The following is a 17865-nucleotide window of genomic DNA, read 5'->3' as shown; positions in this document are numbered from 1 at the left end:
GGTTTTAATGTCAACTAAACTCAAATCTCCCGATAATTTGCCAAATAAACCTGGTGTTTATATTATGTATGATGCATCAGGTACCATAATTTACATAGGCAAGGCCAAGAACCTGTCTAAAAGGGTCAAATCTTATTTTAGAGAAAAGCTTGATAGGCCTAAGACTCAAATATTGATGAGCCATTTTGATAGTTTGGAGTATATTATAACCAATTCTGAAAAAGAAGCTTTAATCCTGGAAGCTACCTTAATTAAAAAGCATCGTCCAAGGTATAATGTCCAGCTTAAGGATGATAAGAGATATCCTTATGTTAAAATAACTGATGAAAAGTTCCCGAGATTGCTTATTACAAGGAATATCACTAAAAATGGAGTTTATTTTGGGCCTTTTACTGATGTCGGTTCAGTAAAACAAACTGTTAAGTTTTTAAAATCACTGTTTAAAATAAGGACATGCCGAAATATGGACGGGCCATGTTTGAACTCACAAATCGATTTGTGTTATGCTCCATGTGATGGCAGAATTACCCAGGAGGAGTACAAAGAGATTATTAATAAAATTGATTTATTTTTCCAAGGAAAATACTCAACAATTGTCAAGAACTTAAAAAGCGAGATGCTTGAGGCTGCAGCTAATGAGGAGTTTGAAAAGGCAGCGGTCATAAGGGACCAGATTGCTTCAATCGAAGAGATTATGGAAAAGCAATTTGTAGACCTAGTTGATGATGACCTGGATCAGGACGTCATTGCCATTGCTCAAGGTGAAAGTGATGTTGTTGTAATTATAATGCCTATTCGTAAAGGCAAAATTGTTGGCCGTGACGACTTTTTAATGAGTGGATCTCAGTATGATTCATCTTCAGAGATTATATTTGCATTTATCCAGCAGTATTATGGTTATAACAGACATGTTCCAAAGCAAATTCTTTTGGATGAAGATATTGATGATAAGCAATTGCTTGAGGAATGGTTAAGTGATTTGAGAGGAAACAAAGTCAATATCCGTGTTCCCCAAAAGGGTGTTAAACTAAGGCTTGTTAAAATGGCTAAGAAAAATGCCGAAATCATCGAACATCAAAAGAAAGACATGAAAAATGCATTGGTGGAGCTTAAAAAGTACCTTAAACTTGAAAGGTTACCTCGTGTAATCGAAGGATATGATATTAGTAACATTTCAGGCAAGTTCGCCGTTGGCTCAAAGGTATCTTTTATGGATGGAAAACCTAACAAAAAGAAGTATAAACATTTTAGGATGGAAACTCCCGGTCCTAATGATTTTGCCATGATGGAGGAATTGCTGACTCGCAGATTAAAATTGATAGATTCAGACCCCGAACCGGACCTGATAGTCATTGATGGTGGTAAGGGACAGCTGGGTATGGCATGTGGTGTTTTGGAGAATTTAAATCTTACTCATATTCCTATTATTGGGCTTGCAAAGGAATTTGAAGAGATATATATTCCAAATGCAAAGCGTCCAGTTATAATTCCTAAAAACAATAAAGCACTACATTTGCTTCAGCAAGTACGTGATGAATCTCACCGTTTTGCAATAACATACCATAGAAAACTGCGTAGCAAGAATATTCAAGCCTCTTCACTTGACGATATCGTTGGAATTGGTAAAAAAAGAAAGATTGCTCTTTTAAAAGAATTTGGAAACATAGAAAACATCAAAAAGGCTTCAATCGATGAATTAGCTAAAATAGACGGCATGAGTCGAAAAACGGCGGAAAATGTCTATAATTATTATCACTAATTTTAAATTATTTTTTTTACAATTTGGCTAATTTTCCATTAAGTTTAAATATAAGTATTTTTAAAAAGTTTTCATAAGCAAAGAATAGGAATTATTATTTATGGTAAAATGTCCACGATGTGGCTATAAAAACCCGGACTCATCGGTATACTGTGATAATTGTGCCTACCCTCTTTCTGATGAAAGCGGTAAAAAAGTAACTATGAACAAAAGAAAGAGTTCTTGGAATATGGGTCTCGGTAAAAAAATTGTAATTGTGCTAGGAATCATTGTAATCGGCTATTTATTATTTACTTTTGCTTATAACAATAGCCAGCCTACAAAACAAGATTCATTAAATATCATTTCTGACGATGGAAGCTTACAGCAAGGTTCATCATACCCATATGATGTTGCAATCCAATACGAAGGTAACTGGTATGCTAAAATGGGTGATCCTAATTATCTTCAAGAACAATCAGGATACGGTTCTAATACATTTAAGCTAGATTGTTCTCCATGGGACAAAGTATATGTCTCTGTATATCAATATGGTGGTGAAGGTGAGCTAACAGTTCAACTTTTAAGAAATGGTAAGGTTGTAGCTGAAAATACAACCAATGAAACTGTTAATAATGTTGAACTTACCTATAATTGATTTACTTTAGCCTCAAGTAATTCGACAAGTTCTTCAGTTTTGTAGAGTCTGATTTCTTTTTCATCAGCCTTAAATATCTTGATGAAGGTAATTAAGTCATTGCATAATTGCTCGTATTGAATATTTAGTGTGTTAAAGTTAGACAGTAGTGCAACTACCTGTTCTTGTTCTAATTTTTCATTGTCTTTGAGGATTCTTTCAATGTTTACAAAATGGGTTTCTATGGTGAGTTTATCACTTTCTAAAGCATTAAGATATTCTTGGATTTTATTTTCACTTGCCATTTTAATCACTACTTTTAATATATTCTCATTATAAAATATAAATAGTTTCATTAACAATAATTATAATATTAAAAGGGGCATAAGAATGATAAAAGTTGAAAATGTAAGTAAAGATTATGAATTAGATGATGGAACTAAGGTTACAGCACTTAAAGATGTTAGTTTTGAAGTTAAGGAAGGAGAAATTTTAGGAATCATGGGAAAAAGTGGTTCCGGTAAAACTACTCTCTTGCGTGCACTTAGGGGTGTTGAACACATTGACGAAGGAAGCATAACAGTTGGAGATGTTACAGTAACACATGATTCTTCTCAATTTTATTACAATAATCTTAAAAAGGAAACTGCAATCCATCTTCAAAGATCTTTTGGTATTTGGCCGGATACTGTTCGTGAAAACGTTTTAAGGAAATTATATGCTCGTGAATACTATGATGAAGGAGATGCTAATTTTGAACTTGCAGACAGTGAATTCGGTGATGAAGCCGATGAGCTTCTAGAGTTAGTTTCCCTTACTCATAAAAAAGACCACTATGCCTCTGTATTAAGTGGTGGTGAAAAACAAAGACTTATTATGGCAAGGCAACTTGCAAAACAACCAAAAGCTTTACTTCTTGATGAACCTGCAACCATGGCATGCCCTAAAACAAAACAAGAAATATTGGATGCAGTTAAAAAAATCAACAAGGAATTGAATATCACAGTCATTGTTGTATCTCACCTTCCTGAAATTCAAAAATACCTGGCTGACAGGGTTATCTTGCTTGAAGATGGTGAAATTGCTGATGAAGGTTCGGCTGAAGAGATTTGTGACAAGTTCATGGAAGGCATGGATGAAATTGTGGATATTAAAAATGTTGCAACAGATGAGGATGTTATTCAAGTAAATGATGTTTATAAAAGGTTTTACTTATTAACTGGTGGTGAAGTCCTGCAGATTGAAGATGTAAACTTCACGGTTAAAAATGAAAATATATTGAGTATTATAGGACCTAGTGGTGCCGGTAAAACCGTTCTTTTAAGAATGCTTGGAGGACTTGAAGATCCTGACAAGGGTGAAGTACTCTATGATGTTGAAGGCAAGTGGGCCGATATTGACATTCCTGGAATGGATCGTATGAAAATAAGGTCTAAATTAGGTTTCATGCATCAGGAATTTGCCCTAAACCATTATGCAACAGTTCTAAACCAGTTGGCTACCAGATTAGGTTATAAAAATGAAGGTATCGTTAAAGAAGCTCAGGAGAGGGCAAGAAAAATAGGTTTAAGTGAGGAATTGTTGGATTCATTTTACTTGCTAACAGATTTACCTGAAGTCGAGGCAAGAGACCGTTTAAGACAGGTTGGCCTTGATCCAGATATTTTAGATGATTTATTCCCTAAATTCCCTGAAAGTGCAACCAAGGAAGCGGTGGCAGACATATTTGAAAGTCTTGATTTGGACATGGAAATCTTGCACAGAAAATCCTATGAATTGTCAGGTGGTCAAAAAGTTCGTGTAATGCTTGCGCTGATTTTAATTTCAAGACCAAAATTCCTGCTTTTGGATGAACCATTCGGTGATTTGGACCCTGTTACTTTAAGAGATGTTACAAATGCTTTAAAAACTATATCCAAAGATTATGGAATTACCATAGTAATGATTTCACACAACACTGACTTCATTAAGGAATTGTCCAATAGAGCCATATTTATGGATGACGGTAAAATCATAGATGACAGTGAAGATATGGACAGGATTGTCGGTAACTTCATTGACTTTTGTCAAGCTGATTATCTTATGGGAGATTAAATTCATGTTTGATGTAATTGCTGTTCCTGTTGACGGTTCTGAATATGGATTTAAGGCAGCTGATGTAGCTATTGAAATAGCCCAAAAATTCAACTCAAAAATAGCTGCAGTACATGTTTTGGAGGAGTTTTCATTCAGCAGTTATGATGAGGAGGAAGACTCCGGTGATGCAATCCTTGCAAAAATTACACAAAAGGCAAGTAAAGTAGGCATTGAAGTTACAGAACACTTATTAACAGCAGACCCTTTAAGGGATATGAAGTTTATTGTTGACCAAACACATGCTAATTTGGTTGTTATCCATGCACACGGTGCAAACAATAAGAGATTTGTATCATTTGAGGAAAATGAAGTGTCAGATACACAAATCGGTTCAGTTTCAGAAAGGTTGTTGAGAACTTCTGATGTGCCAGTTTTATTGGTTAAATAATTATTTAATTATTTATTTTTTCTTTTTTTATTGATTTAATAAGCTATTTTTTACTAAACTTTTAAATATAATAAAAAACTTAGTATTTAATAACTAAACTGTTTATTTTAAAGGAGATAATTTATGATAGTTAAAGATTGGTGCTCATTTTGTGGTGAGTGCGCTGGAGTTTGTCCAAGAAATTTAATTCAAGTAAGAGAATACGCATTAGTATTTAATGATGATGACTGTAAGGATTGCGACACATGCATTAAAGCATGTCCAATCGATGCATTAGAAAAAGAGGAATGATAATATGATTGAAACTGATGTTATTGTAGTAGGTTCTGGACCTGCAGGTTCCTCTGCAGCAAAACATGCTGCATTAGGTGGAGCTAAAGTAATTTTAATGGATAAAAAATCTGAAATTGGTTCACCAAAAAGATGTGCTGAAGGTGTTTCAATTCAAGGACTTGAAAAATTAGGCATCGAACCTTCCCCACGTTGGGTAACACAAGAGGTTGGAGGCGTAAGAATCCAAACCCCTGATGGAACTGATGTCTGGTTAACAAAAGATGAAGTAAAATTGCCTGAAGCAGGATACATCCTTGAGAGAAAAGTATTTGATAAACATATGGCAATGGATGCTGCAAGAGCAGGTGCTGAAATCAGAATCAAAACTTTAGTTACAGGAATTGACAAAATCGATGATGGTTATATTGTATACACTGAATCCATGGGTGAAAAAGTAGACTACAAATGTAAAATATTAATCGCTGCTGACGGTCCTGAAGGTCACATTGCAAGATGGGCTGGCTTAAGACCGGCTGCAAAACCTAAGGAAATGGAATCCGGTGTCCAATATGAAATGTGTAATGTAAAACAGGAAAGACCTGGTGTAATCGAGTTTTACCTAGGTTCATGTGCTCCTGGTGGATATGTATGGATTTTCCCTAAAGGTGATGACATTGCAAACGTTGGTTTGGCAGTATTACCTCATAAAGCAGAAAAAACAGCTAAAGAATACTTGGATGACTTCATTGCTAAGTCTCCTTACTTAAAAGATGCTCAAGCTGTTGAATTGAATGTTGGTGGAGATCCTGTTGGTGGAATGACCAAAAAACTTTATGATGATAACATATTAGTCTGTGGAGATGCAGCAGGCCAAGTTAACCCATTAACCGGTGGGGGAATTATCTCAGGTATGACTGGTGGAATGTGCGCCGGTCAAGTGGCTGCTCAAGCTATCAAAGAGGACTGTTCCAAAAAATTCTTAAAAATATATGATAAAATGGCTCACGAAGCATTGGACCATGAAATCAAAAGATACAAAAAGGTACAAGAATACTTGCTTACATTATCTGATGAAGAATTAGACAGTATTGGTCATGCATTCCAAGGTGAAAGCTTTGAGAAAATTTCCACAACTGAAATCGTTCAAAAATTAATCAAAATATCTCCAAAAGCTTTACTTAAATTAGGTAAATTTATCTAAGGTGTTTAAATTGATTCTAGTTACTGGAGGAGCAGGTTACATTGGTTCTCATACCAACAAGGCCCTTAATGAAGCAGGTTATGAAACCGTGGTAGTGGATAACCTATCAAAAGGTTATGAAAACTTTGTCAAATGGGGAAACTTCGAAAATTGCGATATCGGAAGCAAGGATTTGAGGGAAGTTTTTGAAAAATACGACATCGATGGAGTTATCCATTTTGCAGGTTTTATTTCAGTAGCAGAATCAGTCGAAATGCCTCAAATGTATCTTAAAAACAATTATAAAAATACTTTAAATCTCCTAAACATCATGAGGGAATTCGGTGTTGATAAATTCATATTTTCATCAACAGCGGCTGTTTATGGTAATCCTGAAAAAATACCGATAACCGAGGATACAGCGCAAAAGCCAATCAACCCTTATGGTCATTCTAAATGGATTGTTGAAAAGGCTCTTGAAAGGGAAGCCGAAAAGGGCAACTTTAACTATGTTGCATTAAGATACTTCAACGCTTCAGGATGTGACTTTGACGGTGAGATTGGGGAGTTGCATGACCCTGAAACTCACTTGATTCCATTGATACTGGATGCGGCCATTGGAAAACGTGACTGCATTTACATTTATGGTGATGATTACGATACTCCTGATGGAACATGTATTCGTGACTATATTCATGTCAATGACTTGGCAGATGCACATATCAAGGCATATGAATACTTATGCGATAAAAATGAATCAAATATCTTTAACTTGGGAAATGGGCAAGGTTACTCCGTTCGTGAAGTAATTGATATGTGTAAAAAGGTTACAGGTATTGATTTTGAAGTTGTAGTTGACAAGCGCCGTGAAGGTGATCCTGCAATTTTGATTGCGGATTCATCTAAAATTAAAAATGAATTGGGTTGGACTCCACAATATGACTTGGAAAAAATTGTCGAGTCTGCCTGGATGTGGCACAATAAAATAAATAGTTTTTAGGTAATATTCATGGAAGCAGAAAATCATGAATCAAAAATAGACGTTCGTATAATTGTATCTGGTTTGGATATTGCACAGCTTGTATCAAAAGCAGTTAACAATATTCAGCTAGAAAGTGATTACAATATTGTTGTTTCATCAATAATTCCGACTGTGGAATTGAGCATAGTCAAAAAGGTAGCTAGTGGTGCAGACATCTTATTGATTGGTGGCTATGGCCATGATGAAACTTATAATATTCTTTTCAATGAATTAAAGACTGATTTTAACCATATTGGTTTATTTGACTATAATAATCTTATCGTTGAGGATGAATCCATAGATTTCAGACTTGCGGAAAAAGAGATTTTAAATTCTATAATAAAGTCCACATTATCTTATTCTTTAAATTTAATTAATATTCATACACTGGAAAATAAGCTAATGAAGGTAACTCATAACTATAATAACTTGCTTGATGATTACAATCAACTTATTAAAGAGCAGGAAGTCTTATCTCAAGAAAATAAGGAATTGATTGAAGATTTAGAAGAGATGAAATCTGATTTTAAAGTATTCAAATCTCGTTATGAGGATGTTTATTCTAAAGAGATTCTTGAAATTTTTAATCTGGAGTCTTTGTGGCAGGAAACATTTAGGGAAGAATTAATTGATGAAAAAAGGGTTATAATAGCTACAGAAAAATTCAGACCTGACAATATAATCGTCGGTCAAGGATATATTGCAGCTGAAACCAAGCCAAAGGCAGTTGAATGGTTGAATATTGTTAGAACTGCATTAATCTTTGTTGATGATAATATTGATGATTTAAAAAGAGACTTAAGTGAAAATACTCAAGAAAATATCTCTGATGATAATGAGGAATATGAAATTCCAAATGCTTTTGAAAACTTTTGGGATTGAAATTTGTCAGTAATAAATATTATTTTATACTATGTTTTAGATAATTATAATTATACTATTATAATAGGAGTCTAGAAATGCAAGGGGAAATAGAAGATAAGTGTGGTATTGTTGGTATTCACTGTAAAGATGAGTCCAAAAATGTCGCATCTTTTGTTTATTATTGTTTATATGCTTTACAGCACAGAGGTCAAGAATCAGCAGGAATTGCTACTTTTAATACATTAAAAGGATTGAATTATTATTGTGGAATGGGTTTGATAACTGATGTTTTTAAAGACTATGAAATCCAAAATCTTAAAGGAAACATGGCCATCGGACATGTAAGATACTCCACAACAGGCCAGTCAAGACTTGAAAATTCACAACCGTTCGTCACGGATTTTGATGACGGATTCATCGCCATGGCCCACAATGGAGACATTGTAAATTCAAGCGATTTGAGAGATGAATTGATTGAAGAAGGATATGAATTCAAATCCGACACTGATTCTGAAGTGATTTGTTACATGCTTAAAAAAGAGCATTATGACAATGGTAAAGATATAATAGACTCTATTGAATCTGTTTCCAAAAAACTTGTGGGATCATATGCATTAACCATTCTTGTTAACGGTGAATTGTATGGTGTAAGGGATCCTATGGGAATTAAACCTCTTGCTATTGCTAAAAAAGATGATGAGTTTATTCTAGCTTCTGAAACTGTTGCTTTTGATGTAATTAACGCACAATACATAAGGGACATAGTTCCTGGTGAAATAGTCTATTTTGAAGATAATGAAATTAAATCTCACATGTTGGAAAGTGCAGGCAAGTGCGAATTATCTCATTGTATGTTTGAATACGTTTATTTTGCAAGACCTGACAGTACAATTGATGGTATCAACGTTTACCAAACCAGAATGAATATCGGCCGTCAATTGCATGAATTATATCCTATTGATGCGGATGTTGTTATCCCGGTACCTGATTCCTCTATTCCAGCTGCCATTGGATACTCAAGGGCTTCCGGAATTCCATATGGTGAAGGATTAATCAAAAACAGGTATGTTGGAAGAACATTTATCATGCCAACTCAAGAGGAACGTGAATTGGCAGTCAGACTTAAATTGAATCCTATTAAATCCGCTATAAAAGGCAAGAAAATCATTCTGATAGATGACAGTATTGTTAGGGGAACTACTTCAAAACAGTTACTTGACCTTGTTAAGGAAGCAGAACCTGCTGAAATTCACTTTTTAGTAGGATGTCCACCAGTTGTTGCTCCTTGTTATTATGGTGTTGCAATGGCAACCAAAAAAGAGTTGATTGCAGCTAATTATTCCGTTGAGGAAATTCGCCAGCAATTGGATATTGATACATTGGGATACATTACCTTGGAGTCCTTAGTCAAAGCTATCGGAATGGATAAAGAGGATTTATGTTTGGGATGTCTTAATGAGGAATATCCAACAGAGCTTCCTGAGGATATTGAAGCTGAAACTTATTACAAACCTTAAGATACTATGGTTGAATTATTAGCTCCTGCTGGAAACTTTATATCTCTGCGTGCCGTTTTGGAAAATGGTGCTGATGCAGTTTACTTTGGCCTTGATGACTACAATATGAGGGCAAACGCTAAAAATTTTTCACTTGATGATTTGTCTGAAGTGTCAAAAATCGCTAAGGAATATGGAGCTAAAACCTATTTATGTACAAATATTATTTTAAATGAAAAACTGGCCAGTGAGCTGGACAGTAATTTGGAAAGGATTTCCACATCCGAAATCGACGGACTTATTTTATCAGACATTGGATTGATTGAAAATACTGTTTCCCATGGTCTTGAAGCTCACATCAGTGTTCAGGAAAACGTATGCAACTCCTATACCCTTAAAACCTTAAAAAGATTAGGTGCCAAAAGGGCTATTTTATCTCGTGAGCTGTCTTTAGGTGAAATTACAGAAATCACTAAAAAGTCACCAATCGAAACTGAAATCTTTGTTCATGGTGCAATATGCATGGCGATTTCTGGAAGATGCTTTTTGAGTTATGGATTATATGGAAGAAGTGCAAACTGTGGGGATTGCCTCCAGCCTTGCCGTAAGAATTGGACATTGACCTATGAGGAAGGTGACGATAATGTTGTCAACTTCTCAGACGTTGAGGATGAATCATTCATCATATCCAAAAGCGAGGATGGAAGTTATAGGACAAATTTCTTTTCTCCAAAGGACATGTGCATGATTGAATATATTCCTGAGTTAATGGAAAGTGGTGTTGCATCCTTTAAAATTGAAGGAAGGGCAAGAGCTCCTGATTATGGTGCAATGGTTACTGGAATTTACCGTCAGGCTATTGATGCTTATCTGGACAATCCTGATGAATATGAAGTTAAGGATGAATGGATGGAAGAACTTCAAAGCGTTTTTAACAGAGGATTTGACACTAATTTTTACTTTAACACTCCTTTTGAGGTAAGTGAAGACAATCAATCCAAATATGTTAAAAGAGATATTGGTCAGGTTGTCAATTACTACAATAAGGTTAAGGCCGCTGAAATTAGAATTTGGGATGATTTGTCAATTGGAGATAAAATCATGATTCAGGGCCAGACTACAGGATCTGTAACTCATACAATTGATTCCATGCAGATTGATGGTAGGAGTGTTGAAAAGGTTAAGAAAGGTTCAAATGTGGCTATAGCTATCCCAACAAAAGTAAGGGAAAATGATTTTGTGTATAAACTGGTTGAGAGGAATATTGATGATTAAAAAAATAGCTATTTATGGAAAAGGTGGAATTGGAAAAAGTACAACCGTAGCTAATTTGTCAGCTGTTTGGGGTAGTGATGATTTGAACTGCTTGGTTATTGGATGTGACCCGAAGGCTGATACCACACGTACTTTATACGGCAGCAGAATCCCAACTGTTGTTCATACTTTAAAAGACAATAAGAAACCTCAACGTGAAGATTTGGTTTTTAAAGGCTTTAAAGATATTCTATGTGTTGAAAGTGGAGGTCCCGAACCGGGTGTTGGCTGTGCAGGGCGTGGGGTAATTGTTGCAATGAAACGCCTTGAAAATTTGGGAATTTTTGATGAGGATTTGGATGTTGTCATCTATGATGTTCTTGGTGATGTTGTATGTGGTGGTTTTTCAGTTCCTTTGCGTGAAAAATATGCTGATGAAGTGCTTATTGTAACTTCTGGTGAATATATGTCCCTTTATGCAGCAAATAATATTGTTAGGGGTGTCAAAAAGCTTAAGGGTAACTTGAGCGGTATCATCTGCAATTGTCGAAATGTTGATAATGAAGAGCAAATTGTTAACGACTTTGCAAAAAAGATAGGTACACATGTTATTGGTACTATTCACAGAAGTAATTTAATTCAGGATGCTGAATTAGATGCAAAAACTGTTGTTGAAAAATACCCTGAAAGTGATGAAGCACAAGAATACCGAGACCTTGCTTCAAGTATTATGGCCAATGAAAACATTGCAGATTTGGAGCCTATGGAAGATGAAGAATTTGAGGAATTCTTCAAATCATACCTGTAGGAAAAAAATGTACTACTCAACTGATTATACATCACCTCTTGGTGAAATGCTGCTTGTAAGTGATGGCGAAGCCATTTGCGGACTCTGGTTTTACGGTCAAAAACACTTTAAATCAACAATAGATGATGATTTGATTGAAAAATCAGATTTGGATATTTTTAAAAAGGCTACAAAATGGCTTGATGAATATTTTAAAGGTATAAATCCGGAAATTGATTTTAAACTCAAGCCTAGGGGAAGCGAATTCAGGTTAAGGGTGTGGAAGATATTGGCTGAAATTCCATATGGAAAGACAACAACATATGGGGAAATTTCATCAAGGATATCACCTGAAATGTCCGCTCAGGCAGTAGGCGGCGCTGTGGGACACAATCCCATTTCAATTATGCTGCCATGTCACAGAGTGCTTGGATCTGACGGCAAACTAACAGGCTATGCCGGTGGCATTGAAAGAAAAATTGAATTGTTAAAACTGGAAAAGGTAAAACTATGAGCATTGCATGGAATATAATAGTAGGGAATGTCATATCCTTGGTTGCAGGCATTTTCATCATTTTAAGCATGTGGGTTAATGATGAAAAGCAAGCCTATAAATACCAATTCTGGAACGCATTCATCCTAATGATTTCTTCAGTGTTTTTCTTATCCTGGACCGGTGTAACCACCATGGCCATTGCAGCCAGCCGTAATGCAATGGTTTACAAGGACAGATTAACCCTTAACTGGACTATATTTTTTATTATAATTTCAATCGTATTAGGACTTATGGTAAATACGATGGGTTTTGTAGGGATATTGCCGATTATAGCTATTGTACAAATTACATTATGCAATTATTATTTGAAATCAATCAAACCTATCAAGATTAGCTTTATCGTAAACAGTGCCATTTATATAGTTTATTTCTTGGCAATATTAGATATTTCATCAGCAGTAATTGAAAGTATCACAGCTTTTGTCGGTCTTGTTGCATTAGTTAGGTTACTTAAATCTTCACAATCTTTAAAATGATTAAATAACAAAATATTATTGATGACTAATCAAGAAGAGAAAATTTTTACAAAACCTTTTTTGCTTGTTTTTGGAGCGCTGATTTTCTCAGCTTTAGTAATGTATGCATTGATGTCAACCGTTACAGAATATGCAACATCTCTGGGCTCAACCGCTACAGTTGCAGGACTGGTTTCTGGAATGTATATCTTTGGAGGGTTATGTTCAAGGATGTATTCCGGAAATGCCCTTGAGCGTATAGGATGGAAAAAAACAGCTTATATATTCATGAGCATTCATTTTATCTCTTGTCTTTTGTATTTTATTGTAAATGACGTTACTCTTCTTATAATTGTAAGGTTCATTCATGGAATTGGTTTTGGAGCGACAGCCAATGCAATTATTACAATAGCTTCATCTGTACTTCCAAAAAAGCGTTTTGGAGAGGCATTTGGATACCTTATGCTCGCAACAACACTTGCTGTAGGTTTGGGTCCATACATCAGCGGTTTATTATACGATGCAGTTGGCCCTCAAGGCTGTTTTCTAGCCGCAAGTATCTTTTCCGGACTTGCATTGTTATTCATAAGTCAGGTTGATGTAAGCGAAAATGATCCGGTAAATAATGATGTTGTAAAAGAGGAAAATTCATATTCCACATTTGAAAAGATTTTTGAAAAAGGTGCAATACCTGTTTCCCTTTTCACAGCTTTAACAAGTCTCGGTTATGTTTCAATACTGTCATTTTATAGGTTATATGCAGTTGAAGTGAATTTGACAGGTATCTTTTCATGGTTTTTCATAATATATATGATAGTATTAATTGCTTCAAGACCTGTTGCCGGTAAAATTCAGGACAGACATGGTGATTTGATAATCTGTGTAGTTGGCATTGTTGCCCAGTCCATCGGGCTATTGTTGATTGCTGTTTATCCCTCCACAATCACTGTTGTAATCTGTGCGGTCTGTGCAGCTCTTGGATTTGGAACACTCAATTCAGCATGTACAACAATCGTTACAAGAAACACTCCACCGAACCGCCGTTCCTATGCGGTTTCAACATTTTATATATTCTGTGATGCTACAATGGGATTCGGTCCGGCACTTCTTGGGATTTTTGTAACAGCAGGTAGCGGATATGCTCCAGTTTACTTCATATCTGCAATAATAACATTCCTGGCATTGCCGATATGTCTATATGCCTTGAAAACTACAAAACCGCAGTTAACTTAGGTGTATTATTTATGAAAAGGTTAGCTATATTTGATTTTGATGGAACATTATTCAATACGGTCGATGATGTTGTAATCAACTTTAACAGAGCCCTGAAAGCCAATAATTTCCCCACTCTAACCTATGATGAGTATATTGAGAGGTTAGGAGGAAACATCGACGAGGTTGTTTCTTTGATCTTAAACGATCAAAACACTCCAGAAAATATTGAACTTATTAAAGAGGAATTTGGAAAGTTATATGCAAAATCTAAAAAGGAAAATTCCCTTCCATTTCCAGGAATATTAAATCTCTTAAAAGATTTGGAAAGCAGGAATGTTTTAATGGCCATTAATTCAAACAGGCTCACTCCATCAATTAAAATGTTTGTTGAGAACAGTTTGTGTGATATTGACTTTTTAGAAATTGAAGGCTATAATCCGGATTTCCCCTCAAAACCATCTCCTTGTGGAATAAATAAGATAATTAAAAAGGCTGATGTGCCTTTGGATGATGCGATATATATTGGGGATACTAAAACAGACATAAAAACTGCAAGAAATGCCGGAATTGACTGTATCATTGTTAAATGGGGTTATGGGAATCAAAAGGACTATGATGATGAATATGTTTTAGGGGTTGTTGATGAGCCATCTGAAATACTTAACTATTTTTAATCAAGAAAATCATAGTATGATATATGTTATTCGTACAATATCCGAAATGTTCAACTTGCCGTAAAGCTAAAAACTGGTTGGATGAGCATAATATAGAATATGAGTCAAGACACATTGTAGAAGATAATCCCACCGCAGAAGAAATCAAATTATGGTATGAAAAATCAGATTTGCCTCTTAAAAGGTTTTTCAACACCAGTGGTATGAAATATCGTGAATTAAAATTAAAAGATAAGTTACCGGATATGTCTGAGCAGGAACAGTTTGATGTTTTGGCGACAGATGGAATGCTTGTCAAAAGACCAATTGTTGTAGACGATGACTTTGTTCTGGTTGGTTTTAAGGTTAAGGAATGGGAAGAAAAATTACTTTAAAATGAGATAGCTGGAATTTTTTGATTTTAACTATTTTTAGGGAAAATGGGTGTTTTTAGGGATTTTTAAAGTTGTAGACTAATTCTACATCAAAAAATTCCTTTTTGGAAATCCAATGAAACATTAGGTGGATTAATTATTTTTGGAGGTTGACAGAGGTTTTTTTATTAAACGTCTATGCATCTTTTTTTTAAATTTTTTTCATTTTCATTCCACTTGTTTAATATAAACAATTTTTTGCCATCTCCTTTATCGAAAGCCACGGGTTTTGTAACTTTCATCATAGACTTAGGATGACTGTATATAAATGCTTTTTGTAACTAATCGGTAACTATCAAACCAAAAGATTTATATACTTCAAAAACAAGTCAATATAACCTATCAATTTTTTAGGAGGTTAATATAATGACTCTCACAAAACATGTAAAATCATGTCCGATAGATTCAGTTGTTAAATTAATTAACAAAAAATGGGTAATTCAGATAATCCGTGATTTATTTTATGGTAAATCAAGATTTCATGAATTTAAAGAAGACAAACCAGATCTTTCAAACAAGGTTTTAAGTAACTGTTTAAAAGATATGGAGCAGAATGGTTTAATTCATCGTATTGCTGATAAATGCGATAAGAAGAACGTTAAATATATGCTTACTGAAAAGGGCAAATCATTAAACAAGGTTTTGTATGAAATTGCCATGGTAAGTGTTGATGGTGAGACTTACTCCGATAAAATTAAAAACGATGTAAAAACATCCTTTAGAGAAACATTGCTCTAAATTTAAAAAATATGGTGCGGTGCCATATTAACAATTACTTTTTTTTTAATATATTGCTTTTTAAAAATAGAAAAATTATTTTGTGCATTTTTTCATGCACAAAAGTTAAATCTAGAATTGTATTCGGTTTCCTGTCCACAAATCATCGTCGTCAAAGGCATCAAATTCGTCTTTGTCCTCTTTTGACTCGGCACTGTTGAATACTGTAATTTTGCAGATATTGGAATAGTTCCAATAGATTACGTCACCGTTTTCACAGGTTTCCTTGATGTGGTCTTCCCTGAACTCGATTAATGTGTCTTCTTCTCTGTGGAAGTCACCTGTAATGTCTGAATATGTTATCTGAAAGTAGTCAAAGTCTTTTTTGGTAACTTCATGTATCAATCCCTTTATCAAACTTGGGTAGCTGAATGATCTTTGGTTATATTTTATCTCCATACTATCACCTAAAAATTAATAGTTAATTTAATTATTAATATTCATTAATGATATATTTTCCTTAAAAATTATTTCGATTTAAGCATTAACTTTAAAAAACAAGAAAATCATAATTTAATATTGAATAAAATATTTTAGGGGACAAAATATTGTTAGATATAAAATTATTCAGAGAAAATCCAGAATTAATCATAGACTCTGAAAAGAAAAGATTTAGAGACACTGAAAACGTTGAAAAGGTAATAGAATATGACACCTTATGGAGAGAAGGTGAAAGAAAACTCAATGCTCTTAGATCTGAAAAAAATAAACTGTCCAAATCATTTAAAAAAGCAAAAGAAGAAGGAAATTTGGAAGAAGTAATCAAAAGATCTAAAGAAGTAGCCGAAGAAATCAAAGAATTAAGAGGCAATAATGATTATTACTTAAAACTCAGAGATGATTTCAGATACAAAGTAGGAAACATCATAGATGAGGATGTTCCAATTTCAGACACTGAAGATGACAATGTAGTTGTAAGAACCTACGGTGAAATCCCGGAATATGATTTCGAGCTATTAAACCATGTGGATTTAATCAATAAAATCGATGGAGCCGACCTTGAAACCGCAGCAAGCATTGCAGGAGCTCGTTTCTACTACTTGAAAAGAGATATCCTACACTTAAACTTGGCATTAATCCAATTTGCATTATCAGAGCTTGAAGCTGAAGGATACATTCCAATGCAAACACCATTCTTTGTAAAAGGAGAAGTTGCAGCGGAAACCTCTGAACTGGGCGAGTTTAAGGAAACATTATACAAAGTGGAAGATGAAGACATGTATCTGATTGCAACTGCTGAACAGACATTAGCTGCACTTCACAGAAACGAAATCATCTCACCTGACGATTTGCCTTTAAGATACTGTGCACTTTCAACTTGTTTTAGAAAAGAGGCAGGATCACACGGAAAAGACACATTGGGAATATTCAGGGTTCACCAATTCGAGAAAATTGAACAGTTCATTTTCTCAGCACCTGAAGATTCAAGAAATCAGCATGACCATCTTATGGAAGTGACCGAGAGAATCTATCAGAAATTAGGTCTTCCATATCAGATAATAGCTATCGTATCCTCTGCATTGAATGATAATGCGGCCATTAAATATGATTTGGAAGCATGGTTCCCAGGTTCCGGTGCATTCAGGGAATTAGTTTCATGTACAAACTGTAAAGACTACCAAGCACGTAAAACAAAAACTCGTGTTGGAAGGGCAGGTTCTGGAGATGCTCAAACCCTACATACATTAAACAGTACAGCTATTGCAACCGAAAGGACAATGTGCTGTATTTTGGAAAACTATCAACAGGCTGACGGTAGTGTTAAAATTCCTGAAGTGTTAGTCCCTTACATGAATGGAAAAACTGTCATTGAAGCTAAAAAATAGTTGAATTTTCAATCTTTTACACTTCAACTATTTATTTTTTTGAGTCTGTAAAATTTTATAGGCTTCTTTCAAATTTAATTTTTTACACTTGAAATTTCACTTCGATGAAAATTCGTTCTAATTCTTCTTTAATTACAAAATAAATTGTTAAAAAATAGTAAATTACTTAAATAAG

20 protein-coding genes are annotated in these 17865 nt (G+C 34.7%); 18 read left to right on the top strand and 2 right to left on the bottom strand.

The annotated features are described in order from the left end of the window. Positions 1–7: 7 nt before the first annotated feature. Both uvrC and ACKI32_RS00245 read left to right on the top strand, forming a co-directional pair. Positions 8–1759, top strand: coding sequence for an excinuclease ABC subunit UvrC (uvrC, locus tag ACKI32_RS00250; RefSeq protein WP_407412674.1), 1752 nt, complete (start codon positions 8–10; stop codon positions 1757–1759). 100 nt (positions 1760–1859) lie between these two features. Further along, positions 1860–2396 carry a zinc ribbon domain-containing protein gene (locus ACKI32_RS00245; RefSeq protein ID WP_407412673.1) on the top strand — a complete coding sequence of 179 codons (537 nt, stop codon included), beginning with the start codon at positions 1860–1862 and terminating at the stop codon, positions 2394–2396. Here ACKI32_RS00245 and ACKI32_RS00240 read toward each other — a convergent pair. Next, positions 2387–2680, bottom strand: a complete 294-nt coding sequence (locus ACKI32_RS00240; protein ID WP_407412672.1) for a hypothetical protein — start codon at positions 2678–2680, stop codon at positions 2387–2389. The genes ACKI32_RS00245 and ACKI32_RS00240 overlap by 10 nt on opposite strands. 85 nt (positions 2681–2765) lie before the next feature. Here ACKI32_RS00240 and ACKI32_RS00235 point away from each other — a divergent pair, with 85 nt between their 5' ends. The 15 genes from ACKI32_RS00235 to ACKI32_RS00165 all read left to right on the top strand — a co-directional run bounded on the left by ACKI32_RS00235 (position 2766) and on the right by ACKI32_RS00165 (position 15825). Next, positions 2766–4469: an ATP-binding cassette domain-containing protein gene (locus ACKI32_RS00235; protein WP_407412671.1), complete on the top strand. Its 1704-nt coding sequence runs from the start codon at positions 2766–2768 to the stop codon at positions 4467–4469. A 4-nt stretch (positions 4470–4473) separates the two neighbouring features. Then, positions 4474–4899, top strand: a complete 426-nt coding sequence (locus ACKI32_RS00230) for a universal stress protein (protein ID WP_407412670.1) — start codon at positions 4474–4476, stop codon at positions 4897–4899. A 123-nt stretch (positions 4900–5022) separates the two neighbouring features. Then, entirely contained in the window at positions 5023–5190 is a 168-nt protein-coding gene (locus ACKI32_RS00225; RefSeq protein WP_292740002.1) for a 4Fe-4S binding protein, read from the top strand. 4 nt (positions 5191–5194) lie between these two features. Continuing rightward, positions 5195–6373: an NAD(P)/FAD-dependent oxidoreductase gene (locus ACKI32_RS00220; protein ID WP_407412669.1), complete on the top strand. Its 1179-nt coding sequence runs from the start codon at positions 5195–5197 to the stop codon at positions 6371–6373. 10 nt (positions 6374–6383) lie between these two features. Continuing rightward, the gene (gene galE / locus ACKI32_RS00215; RefSeq protein ID WP_407412668.1) at positions 6384–7352 is read left to right on the top strand and encodes a UDP-glucose 4-epimerase GalE; all 969 of its coding nucleotides are present in this window, start codon (positions 6384–6386) and stop codon (positions 7350–7352) included. Positions 7353–7361: 9 nt separating this feature from the next. Further along, entirely contained in the window at positions 7362–8255 is an 894-nt protein-coding gene (locus tag ACKI32_RS00210) for a hypothetical protein (protein ID WP_407412667.1), read from the top strand. 77 nt (positions 8256–8332) lie between these two features. Further along, positions 8333–9754: an amidophosphoribosyltransferase gene (gene purF / locus ACKI32_RS00205; RefSeq protein WP_407412666.1), complete on the top strand. Its 1422-nt coding sequence runs from the start codon at positions 8333–8335 to the stop codon at positions 9752–9754. A gap of 6 nt (positions 9755–9760) precedes the next feature. Then, positions 9761–11008, top strand: coding sequence for a peptidase U32 family protein (locus ACKI32_RS00200; protein WP_407412665.1), 1248 nt, complete (start codon positions 9761–9763; stop codon positions 11006–11008). After that, positions 11001–11795, top strand: coding sequence for a Ni-sirohydrochlorin a,c-diamide reductive cyclase ATP-dependent reductase subunit (gene cfbC, locus ACKI32_RS00195; protein WP_407412664.1), 795 nt, complete (start codon positions 11001–11003; stop codon positions 11793–11795). Before ACKI32_RS00200 ends, cfbC begins: the two co-directional genes overlap by 8 nt. Positions 11796–11802: 7 nt before the next feature. Continuing rightward, entirely contained in the window at positions 11803–12288 is a 486-nt protein-coding gene (locus ACKI32_RS00190; RefSeq protein ID WP_407412685.1) for a methylated-DNA--[protein]-cysteine S-methyltransferase, read from the top strand. Continuing rightward, a complete protein-coding gene (locus ACKI32_RS00185; RefSeq protein ID WP_407412663.1) occupies positions 12285–12806 on the top strand; it encodes a YgjV family protein in 522 nt (173 codons plus the stop codon). Before ACKI32_RS00190 ends, ACKI32_RS00185 begins: the two co-directional genes overlap by 4 nt. Positions 12807–12827: 21 nt before the next feature. Continuing rightward, complete coding sequence (locus ACKI32_RS00180) at positions 12828–14018, top strand: MFS transporter (protein WP_407412662.1); 1191 nt, start codon at positions 12828–12830, stop codon at positions 14016–14018. A gap of 11 nt (positions 14019–14029) precedes the next feature. Then, positions 14030–14674: an HAD family hydrolase gene (locus ACKI32_RS00175; protein ID WP_407412661.1), complete on the top strand. Its 645-nt coding sequence runs from the start codon at positions 14030–14032 to the stop codon at positions 14672–14674. Between the two features lie 23 nt (positions 14675–14697). Further along, a complete protein-coding gene (locus ACKI32_RS00170) occupies positions 14698–15048 on the top strand; it encodes an arsenate reductase family protein (protein WP_407412660.1) in 351 nt (116 codons plus the stop codon). A 405-nt stretch (positions 15049–15453) separates the two neighbouring features. Next, positions 15454–15825 (top strand): winged helix-turn-helix transcriptional regulator, encoded by a 372-nt coding sequence (locus tag ACKI32_RS00165; protein ID WP_407412659.1) that lies wholly within the window; start codon positions 15454–15456, stop codon positions 15823–15825. A gap of 111 nt (positions 15826–15936) precedes the next feature. On the opposite strand, the gene ACKI32_RS00160 is transcribed toward ACKI32_RS00165, so the two are convergent. Next, positions 15937–16263: a hypothetical protein gene (locus tag ACKI32_RS00160; protein ID WP_407412658.1), complete on the bottom strand. Its 327-nt coding sequence runs from the start codon at positions 16261–16263 to the stop codon at positions 15937–15939. A 149-nt stretch (positions 16264–16412) separates the two neighbouring features. Here ACKI32_RS00160 and serS point away from each other — a divergent pair, with 149 nt between their 5' ends. After that, positions 16413–17690, top strand: coding sequence for a serine--tRNA ligase (gene serS / locus ACKI32_RS00155; protein WP_407412657.1), 1278 nt, complete (start codon positions 16413–16415; stop codon positions 17688–17690). The last annotated feature ends 175 nt before the right edge of the window (positions 17691–17865 follow it).

The sequence above is a fragment of the Methanobrevibacter sp. genome, assembly GCF_045611865.1.
Lineage (GTDB): Archaea > Methanobacteriota > Methanobacteria > Methanobacteriales > Methanobacteriaceae > Methanocatella.
The sequence above is the reverse complement of the archived record's forward strand: the minus strand, read 5'-3'. Positions and strand labels throughout refer to the sequence as shown.